Genomic DNA, 18,464 nt, shown 5'->3' on the forward strand with positions numbered 1-18,464 from the left:
GCACCGCTATTACTAAAACATTTCTAGGGATTAATTTGACTTTCCTAATCAATTTGTTCACATCTTATTTCAATCTGCTATATATTCTTTTTGGATAAAATGTAACCTACCATGGAATTTCCACGGTAGGTGTTACTTATATCACTAATCGTTCTAAAAATGGTTTGAGGCAGTTGAGGAGAATTCCTTCTATCCAGCTTTCTTGTGCTGAGGAGAGATGATCTGTCTGGAGACTTTCTTTTAGAAAATCTAGGACTTGTTCTGGTGCGATTTCAAACTCAAAGGCTTTCATTTTATAGAAAAAGTCGAGCAGATGGTCGGATAGGTATTCAGTTGAAAAGGGGACTTCTCCACTTTTTCGATATTCTAATAAGAGCCGAGCAAATCGAGCTTTTTCTTCAGGAAGCTCACGAAAATAGGAATTGAGGAGCCAGGTCTGCTTCTGCTTTCTTTCAATTGGATCCTGACTAGCAATTCGTTGGTCTTTTTCTAGCTCTTTTTGGTATTGTTTGGCCTTGATAGCCCGTTCTGTTCTATTTTTACCAAAAAGAATTTTCTCCCACTTGCGTTCTTCTTGGGTTAAGGTTTTTGTAAAGCCAAAGTAATCCTGATAAGCCCGCTCTGCTGGGCCCATAGCTAGAACCAGATTGTCTGCATATTGCTTGGCGATTTTATCTCTCTTCTTGCGCTCTTTCTCTGCCTGGATACGGAGTTCTTGTTCGTAGTCAATTTTCTCCTTGCCTAGCTTGACAAGGTAGAGTTGGTCATCTGATTTTCCAAGTAAAAAGGGTTTGATACACTTTTCAAGGACTTCTTCCATACGAGCCTTCTTCTTGGGCTCTGCCTTGGTCCAACTTCCTCCTTGAAAGACTTCTAGGAAGAGCTGGTAGTCTCTTTCAGGTGAGAACTGATTGCCACGATTGGGTTTAAAAACACCTTTTTCCCAGAGCCACTTTAGAAGACGTTCGTCAAAGTCACTTTTGTTAACTTTGATTTTTTCCTTTTTCTGGGCTTTTCTGGTCAGATTTTCAACCTTTCTGAGCAATTTTTCTTCCTCTTCTAGTTGCTGGTCAAGGGTCAATCGATGAAAATGACGAACACAGTCGCTACCAATCGGAAAGAGACGTTGGCCTGTGACACCATTAAAGAGTTCGTAGGCGTACTTGATGGCATTCCCACAGACACAATTGCTACGGCCGATACCGTTAAAAATCAAGGAAACTTCATTCCATTCCTTGGTAGCTTGTTCCCAAGTATCAGATTTTGAAGCCTGTAAAACCGCATCATGCAGGGATTTTCTAACTGGAAGTGTCATGGGGTCTCCTTTCTAGATTATACTTTTACAACTTGAACCTCTTCTTTACCCAGTAAAATCAAGTATTTTTCAATATTTTCAATCGAATAGGCTCGTGATAAAGCCTCTTCGTATAGGGCTAACTGACCACGATAGCGGTCTACGAGTTGACTTGGTTCATCATAGCGGTCTGTTTTATAGTCGAACAGAACGATTTTATCCTCGTAAAGTAGATAGCCATCAAGGATACCACGGACAACGAAGTCTTCCTGACTCTTTTGGTCCCGTTTGAGCATGGAGAAAGGTTGCTCGCGATAAAGATGGTTGGTATTAGCGAGAATTTCCTGACCGAGAGCTGTGTCAAAGAATGCAAGAATTTTCGAAAGATTAATCTTGTCTCTGACAGCTTGGCTAGTTTGAACTTGTTTGAGAGTTTCTGTCAGGCTAGCAAGGGTTGGTCGCTGACTGAGGTCCATTCTCTGCATGAGTTCGTGGGTAGCACTACCAATCTCAGCTCCTGTTACCTTTTCTTTGCTTGAAAAATCTGGTAAATCAAAGCTAATTTTCTTGTCTACTGACTGGCCTTGACCTGCAATCTCGACACCTTCCATGTCCATAACGGGTTCGTAAAATTTCTTGATTTGACTTGGGGTTTGAACACTAGGAAGTTCAATGGCTGCGCGGTGAAGAGTGTTATAAACTTCCACCTCTTTTAGCATTTCAAGAGCTTCTTTGATGGTATCTGACTGACGATTGTCTGCTTGAGAGCTAGCTTGGAGAGGGCTCTTGTTTTCCAATTCTCCGATATCTTCTCTAGTCAACTGGTCTTCGCCAACAAAGCGATAACTAAAGTTGAGCTTGTCCTTAGTAAACACTTTACTGATAGCCCAAAGCCAATCTTGGAAATTCCTTGCTTGCAGTCTAGTAGAGCTATTTAGTTTTCCATTTTTAGCTGCTGGGTATTCCTTGGCTTCCAACTTTTCACGAGAACCTTTGCCGACAAGATAGAGCTTTTTCTCAGCCCTCGTCATTGCAACATACAGCAGACGCATTTGCTCAGAATAGCTTGCCAGCTGTAATTCTTCTTCGTTCTGTCTATAGGTCAGACTAGGAATGGAGAGTTTGATGGTTTTAGGATAGTGATCTTCCACTGCTCCTGTCTCCATTTTGGCAATATATTTGACACCAAGACCATTCTGACGGCTGAGAATGACCTCTGACATAGAGTCTTGCTTGTTGAAATCTTGATCCATATTGAGGATGAAGACGTAAGGAAACTCCAGCCCTTTACTCTTGTGGATGGTCATAAGCTCTACTGCATCTTTTGGCGGTGCGACGGCCACGCTTGCCAAATCATGCTGGGCTTCTAAAACTTGGTCAATCATACGAATAAAACGAGACAAGCCCTTGAAATTACTCTTTTCAAACTGGTCAGCTCGCAGTGCTAGGGCATAGAGATTGGCCTGTCTAGCAGGACCATTTGGCAAGGCTCCAACATAGTCATAATAAAAACGGTCGTTGTAAATCTTCCAAATCAGGTCATAGAGGGAGTGGGTTTTGGCATACAAGCGCCAAGAAGCCAAGATATCCATGAATTGGTTTAGTTTCTCAGCTAAATCCATATGAATCAATCCTTTTTGGCTACTTACCTGTTTTTGAGCATTTACTAGTTTCTCATAGAGATTTTCTTGGACTTTATCCTCTGCTTTCTGAAGAGACAAACGTGCTAACTCGTCCTCATCAAAGCCAAACATAGGAGACTTCATAAGGGCAACCAAGGCATAGTCTTGAAGAGGATTGTGAATGACACGAAGGGTGTCTAGCATGACTTGCACTTCTAGGGATTGGAGATAATTGTTTTGCTCTCCGTCAGTTTTGACAGGAATTCCGTACTCAGACAGGGCGAGAAGAATCTGGTCATTACGACTGCGGCTGGAGGTCAAAAGGGCAATTTCTTTAAAGGAAACACCTTTCTCCTGATGAAGTTTCAGAATCTCCTTGATGACTAAGCGCATTTCACCTGTTAGTTTCGTTTCTGCCTGTCCCTCTTCTTCCTCACCTGTGTCGTCCTTATCATAGAGGAGAAATTCTGCCTTGTTGTCTGGATTGGGAGTCAGTTTGGTGTTGGCAAAAACAAGCTGGTGCATGTTATCATAGTTGATTTCTCCGACTTCTTGGTCCATGAGACGTTCAAATACATCATTGGTGGCTGATAGTACTTCTGAACTACTACGGAAATTTTCCTTGAGGAGAATCAGCTTGCCCTCTTTTGGATTTTGCGCATAGCGTTGGAATTTCTCATTGAAAATCTGCGGATCTGCCTGACGGAATCGGTAGATGGACTGCTTGATATCTCCCACCATAAAGCGATTGTGGCCATTAGACAGCAATTCCAGCATCCGTTCTTGAATGTGATTGGTATCCTGATACTCATCGACCATGACTTCGTGGAAACGTTCCTGATAAGCTTCACGAACTTGCGGGAATTTCTCTAAAATCTCAATGGTGTAATGGCTGATATCAGCGAATTCAAAGGCATTTTCCTGTCGTTTTCTCTGACGATAAGCTTCCACAAAATCAACCATGAAGGCTTGGAAGGTTTTAGCTAGTTCCCATGTGTCTTCATGATAACGTTCTTGATAGTCGAGAATGGTTACCTGGTCTGACAGTTGTCCTAGTTTAGCAAACTGGGTCTTTCTCTCTTCGTTGTAGGCATCGGCCAGTGGCTTCAGATCAGCCTTACGACTCGCATTGGTCAGAGCTCGGCCGTTTTTCTCTTTCGAAATTGCGACAACACGCGAAAGCACCGCTTGATAATCCTGACTATCCGACTCTTGATTTAAGGAGCCAATTTCATCCAGAATAAACTGGACATTTTCTAGATAAGCAGCCTTTGGAAACTCCTTGGCATCATTATCCAGATGATAACGGAAGAAACTTTCCAAGTCCCAAAGAGCTTGCTGGATTTGTGTGGTCAGTTTTTCTTTTTCACTGCTAAAATCAGCTTTCTCAAAGCCTTTGAGGAAAGACTCACTCAGCCATTTCTGAGGATTGCTGGTGGATTGGAGGAAGTCATAGATTTTATAGACCTGTTGGCGCAGACCCCGTTCGTCCTTGCCACGCCCTGCAAAATTTTTCAGCAAATGACTAAAGGTCTCTTTCTGTTTGCCTTGGTAATGGGCTTCAAATACCTCATGGAAGACTTCATTTTTTAGAAGGAGTTGCTCGCTTTGGTTTTGTAAAATACGGAAATTAGGCGCAATATCAAGTAGATAACCGTGTTTGCCAAGGAATTTTTGTGTGAAAGAGTCCATGGTTCCGATGGCTGCGTTGGGTAGGTCTGCCAACTGACGACCCAAGTGTTGTTTGAGGTCAACGTCATCGCTTTCTTGGATTTGTTGGCTGATTTTTTTCTCCAAACGTTCTTTAAGTTCAGTCGCAGCCTTGACGGTAAAGGTTGAGATAAAGAGTTGAGAAATTTCGACACCACGCGCTAATTGGTCCAGAATACGCTCGGCCATGACAAAGGTTTTACCAGAACCAGCCGACGCTGAGACAAGGATATTCTGACCAGAAGTGTAGATGGCTTCAATTTGCTCAGCAGTTTTCTTTTGTTCCTTGCTCGAATTTGCTTCTGCTTCTTGCAATTTTTGAATTTCCTTCTCAGTTAAAAAGGGAATGGGCTTCATCGATTCAACTCCTCTCTTATTTTTTCAAACCAAGCTTGCTTGAGTTTTTCTCCAACCAGACGCTTGCCGTCAGCCAAGTCCAACTTTTCTAGGAAACGGGCTTGGCCCAAGTGGTAATTGGCTTCAAATCCAGTGATGGCTTGATGTTGCTGAACATACGGTGCAATACTTCTGCCATTTTCAGTATAAGGGTTAATGGCGAACTGACCTGCTAAAATCTTCTCTGCTGCCTTCTTGTACAGATGGGCATTGTAGTCCAGTAGGAGCTGGAATTCCTCATCTGTCAGCTGGTTGGCCTTGTTTTTATTGTAAAATTCGCCCAAATGACTGCTTTCTTTTTCTAAAAAGAGTCCTTGGTATTTCATAGACTTGCTGGCTTCTACTACTGCACCTGCCAGACTTTTAACGGCCATCAGAGATTGGACAGGCTCTGCCATTTCCAAGTACATGGCACCGAAAAAGTTCTGCTCCCCTTCTCTTTTTAAGGCAGCTAGATAAGTTGGCAACTGGGAATTGAGCCCATTAAAGAAATGAGGAAACTGGAACTGAGTCAGACTGGATTTGTAGTCTACCACTCCTATCGCCCCATCAGCTTTCAAACGGTCAATCCGGTCAACCTTGCCTCGTACAAAGACACTGCGTCCATTGTCCAATTGAATAAAGGCCTGCTCTTTCCCACCGAAATTCGCTTCCTCTTTGATGGTTTCGATGGCTGGATTGTGTCGGAGAATGTGACCAGTCGTCCGTGCAACATCAAGCAAAACTTCTTTGGTAAACTGGGCTTCCAAACTTTCCTGATAAATAGCCTCAAATTCCCGTTCTTGACTGGTTTCTTGAATAGCTTGTTCTAGACGTTGGTCAAAGGAATCTTCATCAGACAACTGCAAGGCACGTTCAAAAATACGGTGCAAGAAATTTCCGTGACTGCGGGCATCAGGACGTAGACGTAATTCCTCTTGCAAGCCTAAAACGTAGCGGAGGAAATAACTGTATTGGTTTCGATAAAACTCCGTCAAACCAGACGTAGACAGGTAAAATTCCTTGTCAGCTGGATAGAGAGCCTGCAAGGTATCCTTGGTCAGGGGCTTACTGCTTGGGCTTGTTGGAAGGGCTGGATTTTCCAGACCTTGCTGGTCTAGTTTTTTTCCCATGACACGCGCCAGAACTTTAATAAAGGTCAAATTTTGCTCAGTCTCACTCGTCTCGCCCTGCTGGTGATAGGCAACCAGACTGGACAAAAGACTGTGATATGACCCCATATCCTCCTTAGACAGCCCTTTGTGATTCATCCTCTTCTCTTTCCTGCTAAATCCAAAATGGACTAGCTCTTGAAGATAAGCTGATTCCTTGCTTTCACTTTCGTTAAAAAGGCTTGGAGCTGACAAGACCAACTGCTTACGAGCAGAATTGACCAAAGAAAGCATAGTATAGCGATTTTTCTTGAGATTTTCACTGCTGGCAATCAGCAATTGCGCCCCATCTTCTGTCGCTTGGTTTAAGCTCTGTCTTTCTTCGTCTGTCAAAAGACTGGTATTTTGCGCGATTTTTGGTAAATTGTCCTGAGTTAGCCCAATGGCGTAGACAAAGTCAGCCGTTAAGGGCGCAATCAAATCGTAACTCTGCACTAGGACAGTGTCCACTGTTGCTGGAATGGTACGGTATTGGGATAGGCTCATTCCAGAATGGAGTAAGGCTAGGAAGTCCTCTAGACTAACCTGTGAACCAGCAAAAACAGTCGCAAATTGTTCTAAAACATGACAGAAAGCCTTCCAAACTTCAGCTTGTCTTTCCTGTTCTACAGCTTCCATGGTGGCTGTCAAATCTTGTAACTGCTTGGTCACCTCTCCTTCTTTTAGAAAAGAGTTCCACTTTTGCAAGAGATTTTCAGCCTTTTGTTTTCGACTGGCAAAGAGGGTTTCAAGAGGTGTTAAAATACGCGGACGAAGAGCATTTAAACGTTCCAGATTAAATTTTCCATGGTGGAATTTGGTAAAGGTTTGCTGAAAGGCTGGTAAGCCATTGATACCAAGATAACGGATATATTGCTCAAAAGCATCCATATCAGCCTGGCTAAGGTCAGTGTACAAGCCTGTTCTAATAAGGTTAATCAAATCCTCCTGACGAAAACGATAGCGTTTCAAAGCTAAAATAGACTCGACAAACTGTGTCAAGGGATGATGAGCCATGGATTCGCTTCTACCAAGATAAAAAGGAATCTGATACTGGTCAAAAATAGTTTTAAGAGATAATTGATAAGAAGCTACATCCCCCAAGAGAATACGAAAATGCTTGTAACTCAGGTCTGGATTGGCATGTAATTTCTGACGAATGCTACGGGCTACCAACTCCAACTCTTCCTTTTGCGTCAAGCAAGACCAGATTTGTAAGTTTTCACGGTCCTTATCATCTACATCCAATGTGAGTTCTGAAAAATCATAAGAAGACTCTAGCAAACGAGAGGCCTTGTCAAAACTATCCATCTGCTCCTGAGTTTGAGAACGGTCTTGAGCAGGCGTTTGGTATTTAAAGGCCTGATGATGGAGAAACTCCACACTGGCTTGATAAAGATTGCCTTCAGCGAATGGACTGGTATAAGCTTTCTTACTAGCATAAGCCCCAATGACAATCTCAACACCCTTGCCGTGAAGTAAGTCTACAATCCGCTCTTCCTCAGCAGAAAAACGGGTAAATCCATCAATAACCAAGGCGATTTGACTAAAATCACTACTAACTTTGTTATTCTCAATAGCCTCAATCAAATGGGACAATTGACTTCCCTGAGCCAACTGGCCCTGATTGAGATAAGCCGTTACCTTCTCAAAAATCAAGAGTAAATCGGCCCTCTTGTCCTCATCCGTCAAACTCTCCAAGTCCAAAAAAGTCATCTGAGCAGTCGTCATCTCGTGGTAAAGCTCAATCAACTGCTGGATAAATTGAGGATCCTGCTTGATAGCTCCATAAACACGTAAATCCTTAGGATCAAGTTCGGCAAGGCATTTGTAAAAGGCCATCCCAAGACCGATGTCATCTAGACTGGTCTTAGCAGGCAAATCATTCAAAATCAGGTAACGAGCCATTTGCGCAAAGCGCGTGACGGTAATCGCAAAAGAAGCCTGCTGGGACAAGCATTCCAGCACGGCGCGTTCCTTTTCAAAAGAAAGAGAGTTGGGGGCGATGTAGAAGACCCGCTTGCCAGCAGCAACTAGCTCCTCTGCCTCTCTAGTTAGAATTTCTGTCAAAGAAGTCCGAATATCAGTATAAAGTAATTTCATCTCAGCCTCGTTGGAATTTTTCATTACCTTTTATTATACCATGATTAGCCAGCCAAGTCTGAAAATAATCAGTTCTTACCCATGTGTTGAAAAGAAAATGCCGGAAAGTTCCGACATTGTTTTAGTAAGCTAACTTCCTGAAAATAGGAGTAACCACACATTCCAGAAGGCAGTGATATTGATGAGAATATGAACTAGCATTGGATAGTAGAGATTTTTAGTCATGCGATACAATAGAGCCAAAATAAGCCCTCCACTAGCATAAATGAAAAAAGCAAGAGGAGTTAAAGCAAAATTGATATGAATATAACCGAAAATAATAGCAGAAAGCAAGACATCTCCGTACCAAGGCGAGTTTTTGAAAAAGGTTGTCATAAGCACACCGCGATAAATCAATTCCTCAGCAATAGGGCCGATGAAGCAAGCTATGAGCAAGAAATAGGGTAATTCCTGTCTCCCCATCATTTCTATCGTTTCATTCAAAGAAATTTGATTTGAAGACGAGGGTATGAAATAAGACAAGAGGAAGTCCGACATATACGAAATGATGTAGCCCAGTAAAAGGTAGATAAAGTACCTCAGCTGCCACTTGAAATGAAAAGTCTTCTTTCCTGCAAAAACTAGTAGATAGATGACCGCTAATAAAAGAACTCCACTCTCCATCAAAAGCAGAATCTGAAAAAATTCACGACTTGCTGGTAGATAGGGCTTTGCGAGGTGATTGAAAATTCCCCAAAACCAAGTTGATTTGTAAAAAATTAAGGATAATGCTAGTAAAATTTGAATAATTCGTTTTTTCATCTTAAATCCTCTGTTTTACTTGACTAACTTATTGAATATAATTGTTTACTTAACTGTATAACAAATTTAGTATAGCATATCTTTTCCAAATATCCTCTTCAAATCATGAATTGTTATCAAAACATCCTAAACTGTAAAATCAATTAACCCATACCCTTTTACCATTATCTTCTCTAACAAAGGAAGACCTATGATTAAGTTACTAACCTTGGATATAGATTGATTTCTCCTAAATGAATCCAAAGCCCCCAAAAAATCAGGTGGTTTATTTAGCCTGAACCTTACGGAGCGAGACAAATAAAAGCCAGTATTGCTACTGACTCTTACATCATTTTGATTTAACAGGATAAATTTATGCTTCTGATTTCGTCATAACTGACTCACTACCTTTTTAATAAAGCAAGTAATTTTTCTGCTTCTGCCATGATGCCATTATTATCCATGGTTTGGAGACTCAGATTATTTCGTAAACCAGCTAGGCTCTCTGTCACATTGTTTTTCAAGCTAGCATCCGTTACTTTGTCAAGTAAAGCTTCTACTTCTTTGAGTTTGGCTTCTACTTTTTCAGTCTCTACTTGAGGGACTTCAGCTTCGTCTGTTGTATCGTTAGCAACTCCCTCTGTCTCGTCTTCATCAGTGCTCGGTTTATAAAGATTATCTACTGAAGGGTTTAAACCTGCGTGATTCTCTTTTTCATCAGATTCAGGGCGAGTTGGCTCACTTACTTCATCATGTTTCTTATCTTCATCAGGTTTACTGTCTTCTACTTTATTTTTACGAACATGGTCGCTGGCATTTCCCCAACCATTATCTGAGTGAGGACGTTCGTTTGGATGTTCTACATAGTATTTTACAGTCGCAAAGAGATCCTCTAAACTATAGCCTTTAGGTGCCTCATAAAGTCCTTCGTCAAACCAAGAAAATTTAATGTTATGGTAATGGTCGTAATGAGGTATAATCAAGCTACCGTTTTTAACTTCAACAGTATGTTGGAGATTGTAAGGCATGTGATCAAGTGGAACCTTCTTAGCTGCCTTCACTTTATTATAGATTGCTTCTACTCCTTTAACCTCAGTATTTCCTGACCCCTGATTATCTGTTGAAGGAGGCATCAAACCTTTCTCTTTAGCATAAGTCTGAGCTGCTGCTCTTTCAGCTTCAGACAAACTTTCTTTCTTAATCCAATGACTATGAGTCATATGTGGAGTTACATAGGCATCGCCTTCATCGCTAGTTATATCATGAGGATCAAAGATATAGCCATCTTCTGTTGTATACTTACCTGCTAATTTCGCTAATTTAATTTCATCGTCCGTATAGGCAATTTGAGCATTTGGTTTGCCAAGTCGCTCTGGATGGGTAATTGGTGCTAGGAAGGTAAGAATATCATCAACTAACTTGACTTTATCGCTTGAGACGTCATTAAGACGTTCCAAAAGTGTATCCAAAGTTTCAAAATCAGCTTGGCGACCTTTATTAGAAATCAAATTTTGATGAACTTTTGCTAGTAAATCATAAACCTTGTTGTAAAATTCTTGATCACTAGAAGGGATGGTACTTTTCTTAGCTCCTAACACATGAGACAAACTTTCTTGTTTGGCAAGTTTATTATCAATGGCTATAACAGTTTCTGCTGAAAGCTCCTTAGTAGAGATATAACGCGAGGTTCCATTCTCTTCAAAGACATAACCATCAGCTACCTTTCGAACAGCCTGTTTAACCAATTTTCCATCAAATGGATTGCTTGGAGATGATTGAGGATTTGGTACAGGTTGTGGACTTGGTACTGGGGTAGTCTCTGGAGCAGGGATTAGATTTGGTCTTGATGGTAACCAATGACTTGAACTATAATGAGGTGGAATCATTCTTGCAATTTTCTGCTCTAAATCAGACATTTGTGAATAAGGAATAAAGTGATAATGGTCTCCGTGAGGCACTGCTACACCGTTTGCTGTACGTTTGATGATTTGGGCCGGATCAAAGACTAATCCATCCGATTCTACATGTCGTTCTGACAAAGGTTTGGCATACAATTCACTTAAAAGTGTTGGGATATCTTCCCCTTGATTTTGATGATATGTTGGGGTGACAGTCAGGTTTGGACTCTCTGTCAAACTTGGTTGGGCTGGTTTAGCATTATCACTACTTGGTTTACTTGAGCTTGTAGAAGAATGAGAACCCTGTTTACCATTCCAATAGTCTTGGGCTGCAGCCAATTCTCCTGCTGACAAATCACTCTTAGGTATATAGTGAAAATGATTGCCATGCGGTACAACAAAAGCGTCACCTGTATCTTCAATCACATCTTTCGGACTAAAGACATAGCCATCATCCGTTGTATAAGCGCCTCCAGTTCCTCGATTTGGTGCCTGCGTATTGAGATTAAAATTTGGTTTAATCGGTGAACTTGGTTTATCTGTACTGCTTGGTTTCGGATTGTCAGAATGACTTTGAACTGGCTGACCTCCAATTGGAAGATTTCGAGCCAATTTTTCTTCCAAAGCAGACATTTGCGAATAAGGAATGAAATGGAAATGATCTCCGTGAGGTACTGCGACACCATTGGCTGTACGTTTTGTAATCTGTGCTGGGTCAAATACCAAGCCATCAGACTCCACATGACGTTGGCTAAGTGGCAAAGCGTACAATTCTTGAAGAAGACTAGCTAAATCCTCATTTTGACTCTCAGGAGCTGTTGCAGAATTTTGCGGAGTTTCAGCTTGAATCGTTCTCACATTAGATCTTGTTTCTCCCCTGCTTGAACGATATTCAACCGTACTTAATTGACCACCTTTTCCAGATAAGAAGGCTTGAGCAGCAGCTAATTCACTGGCAGACAAGTCACTCTTAGGAATATAGTGGAAGTGATTGCCATGAGGAACGATATAGGCATCACCCGTGTCTTCGATGATATCAGATGCGTTGAAGATATAACCGTCATCCGTTGTATAACGTCCTTGGGCTCTGGCTTCAGCAACAGCATTATCTGTACTTGAATTATGATTATGACTATGTTCCTGCTTCTGACGTTTAATCTCTTCTTTTGTCCGAATATTATCCGCATGGGCCGCATCTTTAAGGTAAACATAGTATTTCCCGTCTACCTTAATGACATAGCCACCCTTGATTTCATTGACAATGTCTGAATCCTTCAACTGATAATTCGGATCTTTCATGAGGAGTTCTTCACTGATGATGGCATCATAAGGAACCTTCCCATTATAGTAATGATAATGGTCTCCATGAGAGGTCACATAACCTTGATCCGTAATCTTGATGACGATCTGTTCTGCGTTAATTCCCTCTCTTTTACTGACTTCATCTGGTGTCAAGTTCTCTGCCTTTTGACCAGCCTGATCACCGTCTATATAAGCAACTCGATTAGAATCTTTCTTAACTTGTCCAGCTTGATACCGTCCAAGTTCATAGGAACAAACACTTAGGGCAAGGACTGCCACCGAACCCGCCACATATTTTTTATTGATTTTCATTCTTTTCTCTTTTCTTAAGCCTATTTGATTCACCACAAAACGATGAACCGGTTAATTAACTAGTTAATAGTTTACTCTTTTTAGTATTACTTGTCAAGAATTTTTCGTATATACATAATAAAAATGAAAGCCTCTTTATCGAGACTTTCATTTTTCATTAGTTTATTTTTCTTTGCTTACAGATGTAGGATTACTACCTTTTAACAAAGCAAGCAATTTTTCTGCTTCTGTCATGATACCATTATTATCCAAGGTTTGGAGACTCAGATTATTTCGTAAACCAGCTAGGGTTTCTGTTGCATTGGCTTTCAAACTAGCATCTGTTACTTTAGCAAGTAAAGCTTCTGCTTCTTTGAGCTTGGCTTCTACTTTTTCAGTCTCTACTTGAGGAACTTCTGGCTCAGCAGGTGTTTCCTCTACTGGTTCTTCATCCGCTTTGAAGTTCTTTTTGGGATCTTCACTGTGGTCTTTCTTACCTAAGACATGCTCGCTGGCATTGCCCCATCCATCATTAGAATGTGGACGTTCATCAGGATGTTCAACATAGTACTTAATCGTCGCAAATAAGTCTTCCAGAGTATAACCATTTGGAGCTTTGTATGAGTGATCATCAAACCAAGCAAATTTAATGTTATGGTAATGATCCTTATGAGGAATGATTAAATTACCATTTTTAATCTCAACTGTATGCTCAACCATGTATGGAAGTCGAACGAGTGGAATTCGTTTCTCACCTTTCACACGATTGTAAATGGCCGCCGCACTATCTCCAGTTGGATTTGCTTGAGCGTCTGCATCTGGAGACGGAGGTAGGATACCTTTTTCTTTAGTATAAGATTGAGCAGCTGCTTTTTCCTTATCAGAAAGACTGTCTTTTCCAATCCAGTGACTATGGCCCATATGAGGCGTTACATAAGCATCTCCTTCATCACTGATAATATCATGTTCGTCAAAAATGTAACCATCTGACGTTGTATACTTATCAGCTAATTGAGCAATACGAACTTCGGCCTCAGTATATTCAATTTGAGAATTTGGTTTACCAAGTCGCTCTGGATGGGTAATTGGTGCTAGGAATGCCAATAAATCGTCTACTAATTTTCCTTTATTAGAAGATTCATCATTCAAGCCTTCTGCTAATTTGTCTAAGGCTTGGAAATCAGAAGTACGCCCCTTATTTTCAGACAAGGCTTTATGAGCCTCGGCCAACAAATTATATGCTTTATCATAAAATTCTTGGTCACGAGGAGCGACATTTTCTTTCTTCGCAACTAGGGCATGCGTCTCTTGAGTTTTCTTAGACAAGAGATTTTCAATAGCGTCAATCTTATCCTTGGCTAAGTCTTTAGCTAGAACATAACGACTAGCGCCCTTATCTTCTATAATATATCCATCACCAACTTTTCTAACAACCTGATTGACATCAAATTCTGTCGGTTTATTTTCCACTGGTGCTAGAGGTTTGGTAGTAGGGGCTGGCTTCAGAGGAGTAACACTTGGCAAGACACTGCCATTTTGTCCCTTGACGGCTATCATACGAGCCAATTTTTCTTCCAGCGGTGACATTTGTGAATAAGGAATAAAGTGATAATGATCTCCGTGTGGCACTGCAACACCGTTAGCTGTACGTTTGATGATTTGTGCCGGATCAAAGACTAAGCCATCCGATTCTACATGTCGTTCTGATAAAGGTTTGGCATACAATTCACTTAAAAGTGTTGAAATGTCTTCCCCATGATTTTGATGATATGTTGGGGTGACAGTCAGGTTTGGAGTCTCTGTCAAACTTGGTTGGGCTGGTTTAGCATTATCACTACTTGGTTTACTTGAACTTGTAGCAGAATGTGAGCCCTGCTTCCCATTCCAATAGGCTTGGGCAGCAGCCAATTCTCCTGCTGACAAATCACTCTTAGGAATATAGTGGAAATGATTGCCATGCGGCACAACAAAAGCGTCACCTGTATCTTCAATCACATCTGTCGGACTAAAGACATACCCATCATCCGTTGTATAGGCACCTCCAGTTCCTCGATTTGGTGCCTGCGTATTGAGATTAAAGTTTGGTTTAATGGTTGAACTTGGTGTTGAACTTGTTTTCTCAGGACTGCTTGGTTTCGGATTGTCAGAATAGCTTTGAACTGGCTGACCTCCAATTGGTAGATTTCGAGCCAATTTTTCTTCCAAAGCAGACATTTGTGAATAAGGAATGAAATGGAAATGATCCCCGTGAGGGACTGCCACACCATTGGCAGTACGTTTTGTAATCTGTGCTGGGTCAAACACCAAGCCATCAGACTCCACATGACGTTGGCTAAGTGGCAAGGCGTACAATTCTTGAAGGAGACTATTCAAGTCCTCATTTTGACTCTCAGGAGCTGTTGCAGGATTTTGAGGAGTCTCAGATTGACTCATTCTCACACTAGATCTTGTTTCAGCTCTGCTTGAACGATATTCAACCGTACTTAATTGCCCACCTTTTCCAGATAGGAAGGCTTGGGCAGCAGCTAATTCACTGGCAGACAAGTCACTCTTAGGTATATAGTGGAAGTGATTGCCATGAGGAACAATATAAGCATCACCCGTATCTTCAATGATATCAGATGCATTGAAGATATAACCGTCATCCGTTGTATAACGTCCCTGAGCTCTGGCTGCAACTACCGCCTGATCGCTAGAACTGCCTCCATGATTATGACTGTGTTCCTGCTTCTGACGTTTAATCTCTTCTTTTGTCCGAATATTGTCCGCATGAGCCGCATCCTTGAGGTAAACATAGTATTTCCCGTTTACCTTAATCACATAGCCACCCTTGATTTCATTGACAATATCTGAATCCTTCAACTGATAATTCGGATCTTTCATCAGCAGTTCTTCACTGATGATAGCATCATAAGGAACCTTGCCATTATAGTAATGATAATGGTCTCCATGAGAGGTCACATAACCTTGATCCGTAATCTTGATGACGATCTGTTCTGCGTTGATTCCCTCTCTTTTACTGACTTCATCTGGTGTCAAGTTCTCTGCCTTTTGACCAGCCTGATCACCGTCTATATAAGCAACTCGATTAGAATCTTTCTTAACTTGACCAGCTTGATACCGTCCAAGCTCATAAGAACAAACACTTAGGGCAAGGACTGCCACCGAACCTGCTACATATTTTTTATTGATTTTCATTCTTTCCTCACTTTAATTCTTCTGCTAAAACACTCATATTTTCTTCCAGGTTTTCTAAATAAGTCTTGTCATTTTGTGGGTCTGCCTCTAAAGGATTCAGAGTTTTAAGCCCCACACCTGTTGATTTGACAAGAGTTTCAGCTACTTTTGAAGAAGCATTACTTTCTGTAAAAATCGTCTTAACCTTATAGGTTTTAACAAATTCCTGAATTTCTGTTAGTTGTCGTGGACTTGGTTCTTGTTCAGGAGAGATACCTGCAATACCAAGTTGATTAAGTCCAAATCTCTTTGCTAGATAAGAAAAGGCTGTATGTTGTGTTACAAATGTTTTCTGAGTCGCTTTTTCAAATTTAGGCTGGAATTTCTTAGTCAATTCTTGAGCTTTTTTGATAAAGGCTTGCGCATTTTTTTGATAAGTTTCTTTATGCTCACTATCCACCTCTGAAAGTTTATCAGCGATAATCTGAGCTTCTTCGCCAGCTTTTTCAGGATCTAGCCAAGTATGAGGATCATAGAGCGTTTTTTCATCAACTCCATCCCCTGCTTCCACATCTTCTAGCCCTGGGACGCGGTCTAAAGTCATTCCCTCAGAAGCCTCTAAAACCTTCACTTTAGATTTTTTAAGATTGGGATCTAAACTTCCTGCCCAAGATTCGAGCGTATGAGAATGGTAAACAAAGACATCTGCATCATAGATGGCCGCGATGTCATTTGCCGAAGGTTCAAAGGAGTGAATCCCACTACTTGACTGAATCATTCGAACATCATTCAAGTCACCAGATACTTCCTTAACCATAGCGTAGATAGGATAGAAACTGGTCACAATCTTCATCCCTTTCCCTGTCTGACTTTCCTTTTGACCACAAGCCCCTAAACACAAAAGAAAGACACTTAACAATACTAAAAATAAACTTTGTTTTTTCATGGATAACCCCTTAACTATTTAATTAACTGGTAAACATTCTACTCCTAAAAATTTAATCTGTCAAGCTATTTTAAGAAAAAAATTGAAATTTCTTTCACATATAAAAATCTGCTGAGTTTCAACAACTCAACAGATTCTCACTTTATATACTCAATGAAAATCAAAGAGCAAATTAGGAAGCTAGCCGCAGGCTGCTCAAAACACTGTTTTGAGGTTGTAGATAAGACTGACGAAGTCAGCTCAAAACATGTTTTTGAGGTTGTAGATGAAACTGACGAAGTCAGTAACCATACATATGGCAAGGCGAAGCTGACGTGGTTTGAAGAGATTTTCGAAGAGTATTATTCTTCTATGGTAGAATGCTTATAACCATAAGTGAAGTAAATAATACTTCCTACTAACAACGCAACTAGGAAAGCAATCCAAGTTTCCACATTATACTGCAACATGAAGGACAAACAAATGATGATTGATAAAATTGGTAATAATGGTACCAGTGGTGTTTTAAATTCTCCAGCTTTGGGCATCCCCTTTTCTCTCCGTAAGCGAATCAAGCCGTAAGCAAGCATAATCAAGTAGGCCAAGGTACAAATGTTTAAGAAGGCTGCGATACTGGCTAGTGGGAATATTCCTGCAGCTACTGCTGAAGCTAGACCTGTCAAGATAGTAGCATTCTTTGGTACCTTGCTAGTCTTCGTTAGTTCTTTAAAGGCGGCAGGCATCAATCCGTCACGCGCTAAACTGTAAATCATACGCGATAGAGCATAGGTCATCGAGATACAAACCGTAATCAAGGTCAAGATAGCCACCAATGACACATAATTAGCTGCCCAACTAATCCCAATGCTACGAAGAGCAAAGGCAACGGCATCATCGACATTTAGATGGCTATAGTGAACCACACCAGTCAAGACAAGCGTCACCAAGGCATAAAGAATTGTTACGATAGAAAGTGATAAGACAATCCCTCTAGGAATATTTTTTTGAGGAGTCTTGACTTCATCTACAGCCATAGAGATGGATTCAAATCCCAAAAAACCGAAGAACATCAAGGACGCACCAGCCATAATACCAGTACTAGCACCATAGATTTGCCCAAAACCATAAGGAGTAAAATTACTCCAGTTGTCAAGTTTAATATGCCAAATTCCTACTAAAACAAAGAGAGCTAAAGCAGAAAATTTCAAAATCACTAGAATAGAATTAAAGCGTAAGGCTGCCTTGGCATTTAGTAAAACAAGCGAAGTCACCAAGACCAAGACAAGAATAGGCAATAAATCAACAAATGTTCCTGCTTGAGGATTAAAGGTACCATTTAAAGCCTGAGGAAGGGCTATCCCATATTGAGAAAGCAAGCCTTTAAAATAAGCTGCCCAACCCGAAGCTACACCTGATATGGCTGTCATGAACTCCATCATAGTTAACCAACCAGCCAACCAGGCAGGAAATTCTCCTAAAATAGCATAGAGATAACTGTAGGCACCACCTGTAGCGGGTACTCGCGAAGCAAATTCTGCAAAAAAGAGGGCTGATAATCCTACACACAAGGCAGAAATGACAATTGAAATCACTAGGGCTGGACCCGCTAGAGTTGCGGCTGCAGTACCTGTTATTGTAAAGACACCTGTCCCTACCATGGCTCCGATACCCAGTAAAATCAAATCCCATAACTTCAAATGCCTATGCATCTCCGTTTTATCTAAACTAACATTTTTTGTTCTAAATATATTCATCTTTGACTCCAAAATAAAATGATGATTCTATTTTACCATAAATATAGGAGATTTGTGAATATTTATAAAACATTTTTCTGAA

The 18,464-nt window shown here is 40.9% G+C and carries 9 protein-coding genes; 1 reads left to right on the forward strand and 8 read right to left on the reverse strand.

The features are described 5' to 3' along the window. Positions 1 to 136: 136 nt before the first annotated feature. From ACWPV5_RS04120 to adcAII, 7 genes are all read right to left on the reverse strand, one after another. Positions 137 to 1,315, reverse strand: coding sequence for a hypothetical protein (locus tag ACWPV5_RS04120; protein WP_454382457.1), 1,179 nt, complete (start codon positions 1,313 to 1,315; stop codon positions 137 to 139). Positions 1,316 to 1,332: 17 nt separating this feature from the next. Then, positions 1,333 to 4,983: a helicase-exonuclease AddAB subunit AddA gene (addA, locus tag ACWPV5_RS04125; RefSeq protein ID WP_454382459.1), complete on the reverse strand. Its 3,651-nt coding sequence runs from the start codon at positions 4,981 to 4,983 to the stop codon at positions 1,333 to 1,335. After that, positions 4,980 to 8,255, reverse strand: a complete 3,276-nt coding sequence (gene rexB / locus ACWPV5_RS04130; RefSeq protein WP_454382461.1) for an ATP-dependent nuclease subunit B — start codon at positions 8,253 to 8,255, stop codon at positions 4,980 to 4,982. The genes addA and rexB overlap by 4 nt, the downstream gene beginning before the upstream one ends. A gap of 129 nt (positions 8,256 to 8,384) precedes the next feature. Next, on the reverse strand, positions 8,385 to 9,056 hold the full coding sequence (locus ACWPV5_RS04135) for a CPBP family intramembrane glutamic endopeptidase (protein WP_454382463.1): 672 nt from the start codon (positions 9,054 to 9,056) through the stop codon (positions 8,385 to 8,387). A 383-nt stretch (positions 9,057 to 9,439) separates the two neighbouring features. Then, a complete protein-coding gene (locus ACWPV5_RS04140; RefSeq protein WP_454382465.1) occupies positions 9,440 to 12,547 on the reverse strand; it encodes a pneumococcal-type histidine triad protein in 3,108 nt (1,035 codons plus the stop codon). Positions 12,548 to 12,709: 162 nt separating this feature from the next. Further along, positions 12,710 to 15,724 carry a pneumococcal-type histidine triad protein gene (locus ACWPV5_RS04145; RefSeq protein WP_454382467.1) on the reverse strand — a complete coding sequence of 1,005 codons (3,015 nt, stop codon included), beginning with the start codon at positions 15,722 to 15,724 and terminating at the stop codon, positions 12,710 to 12,712. Between the two features lie 7 nt (positions 15,725 to 15,731). After that, entirely contained in the window at positions 15,732 to 16,649 is a 918-nt protein-coding gene (gene adcAII, locus ACWPV5_RS04150) for a zinc-binding lipoprotein AdcAII (RefSeq protein WP_000744916.1), read from the reverse strand. Between the two features lie 153 nt (positions 16,650 to 16,802). Here adcAII and ACWPV5_RS04155 point away from each other — a divergent pair, with 153 nt between their 5' ends. Then, positions 16,803 to 17,018 carry a hypothetical protein gene (locus ACWPV5_RS04155; protein ID WP_261061077.1) on the forward strand — a complete coding sequence of 72 codons (216 nt, stop codon included), beginning with the start codon at positions 16,803 to 16,805 and terminating at the stop codon, positions 17,016 to 17,018. Here ACWPV5_RS04155 and ACWPV5_RS04160 read toward each other — a convergent pair. Continuing rightward, positions 16,991 to 18,382 (reverse strand): amino acid permease, encoded by a 1,392-nt coding sequence (locus ACWPV5_RS04160; RefSeq protein ID WP_261085354.1) that lies wholly within the window; start codon positions 18,380 to 18,382, stop codon positions 16,991 to 16,993. The two genes, ACWPV5_RS04155 and ACWPV5_RS04160, sit on opposite strands and share 28 nt — an antisense overlap. Positions 18,383 to 18,464 lie beyond the last annotated feature (82 nt).

The sequence above is a fragment of the Streptococcus sp. Marseille-Q7156 genome, assembly GCF_965119495.1.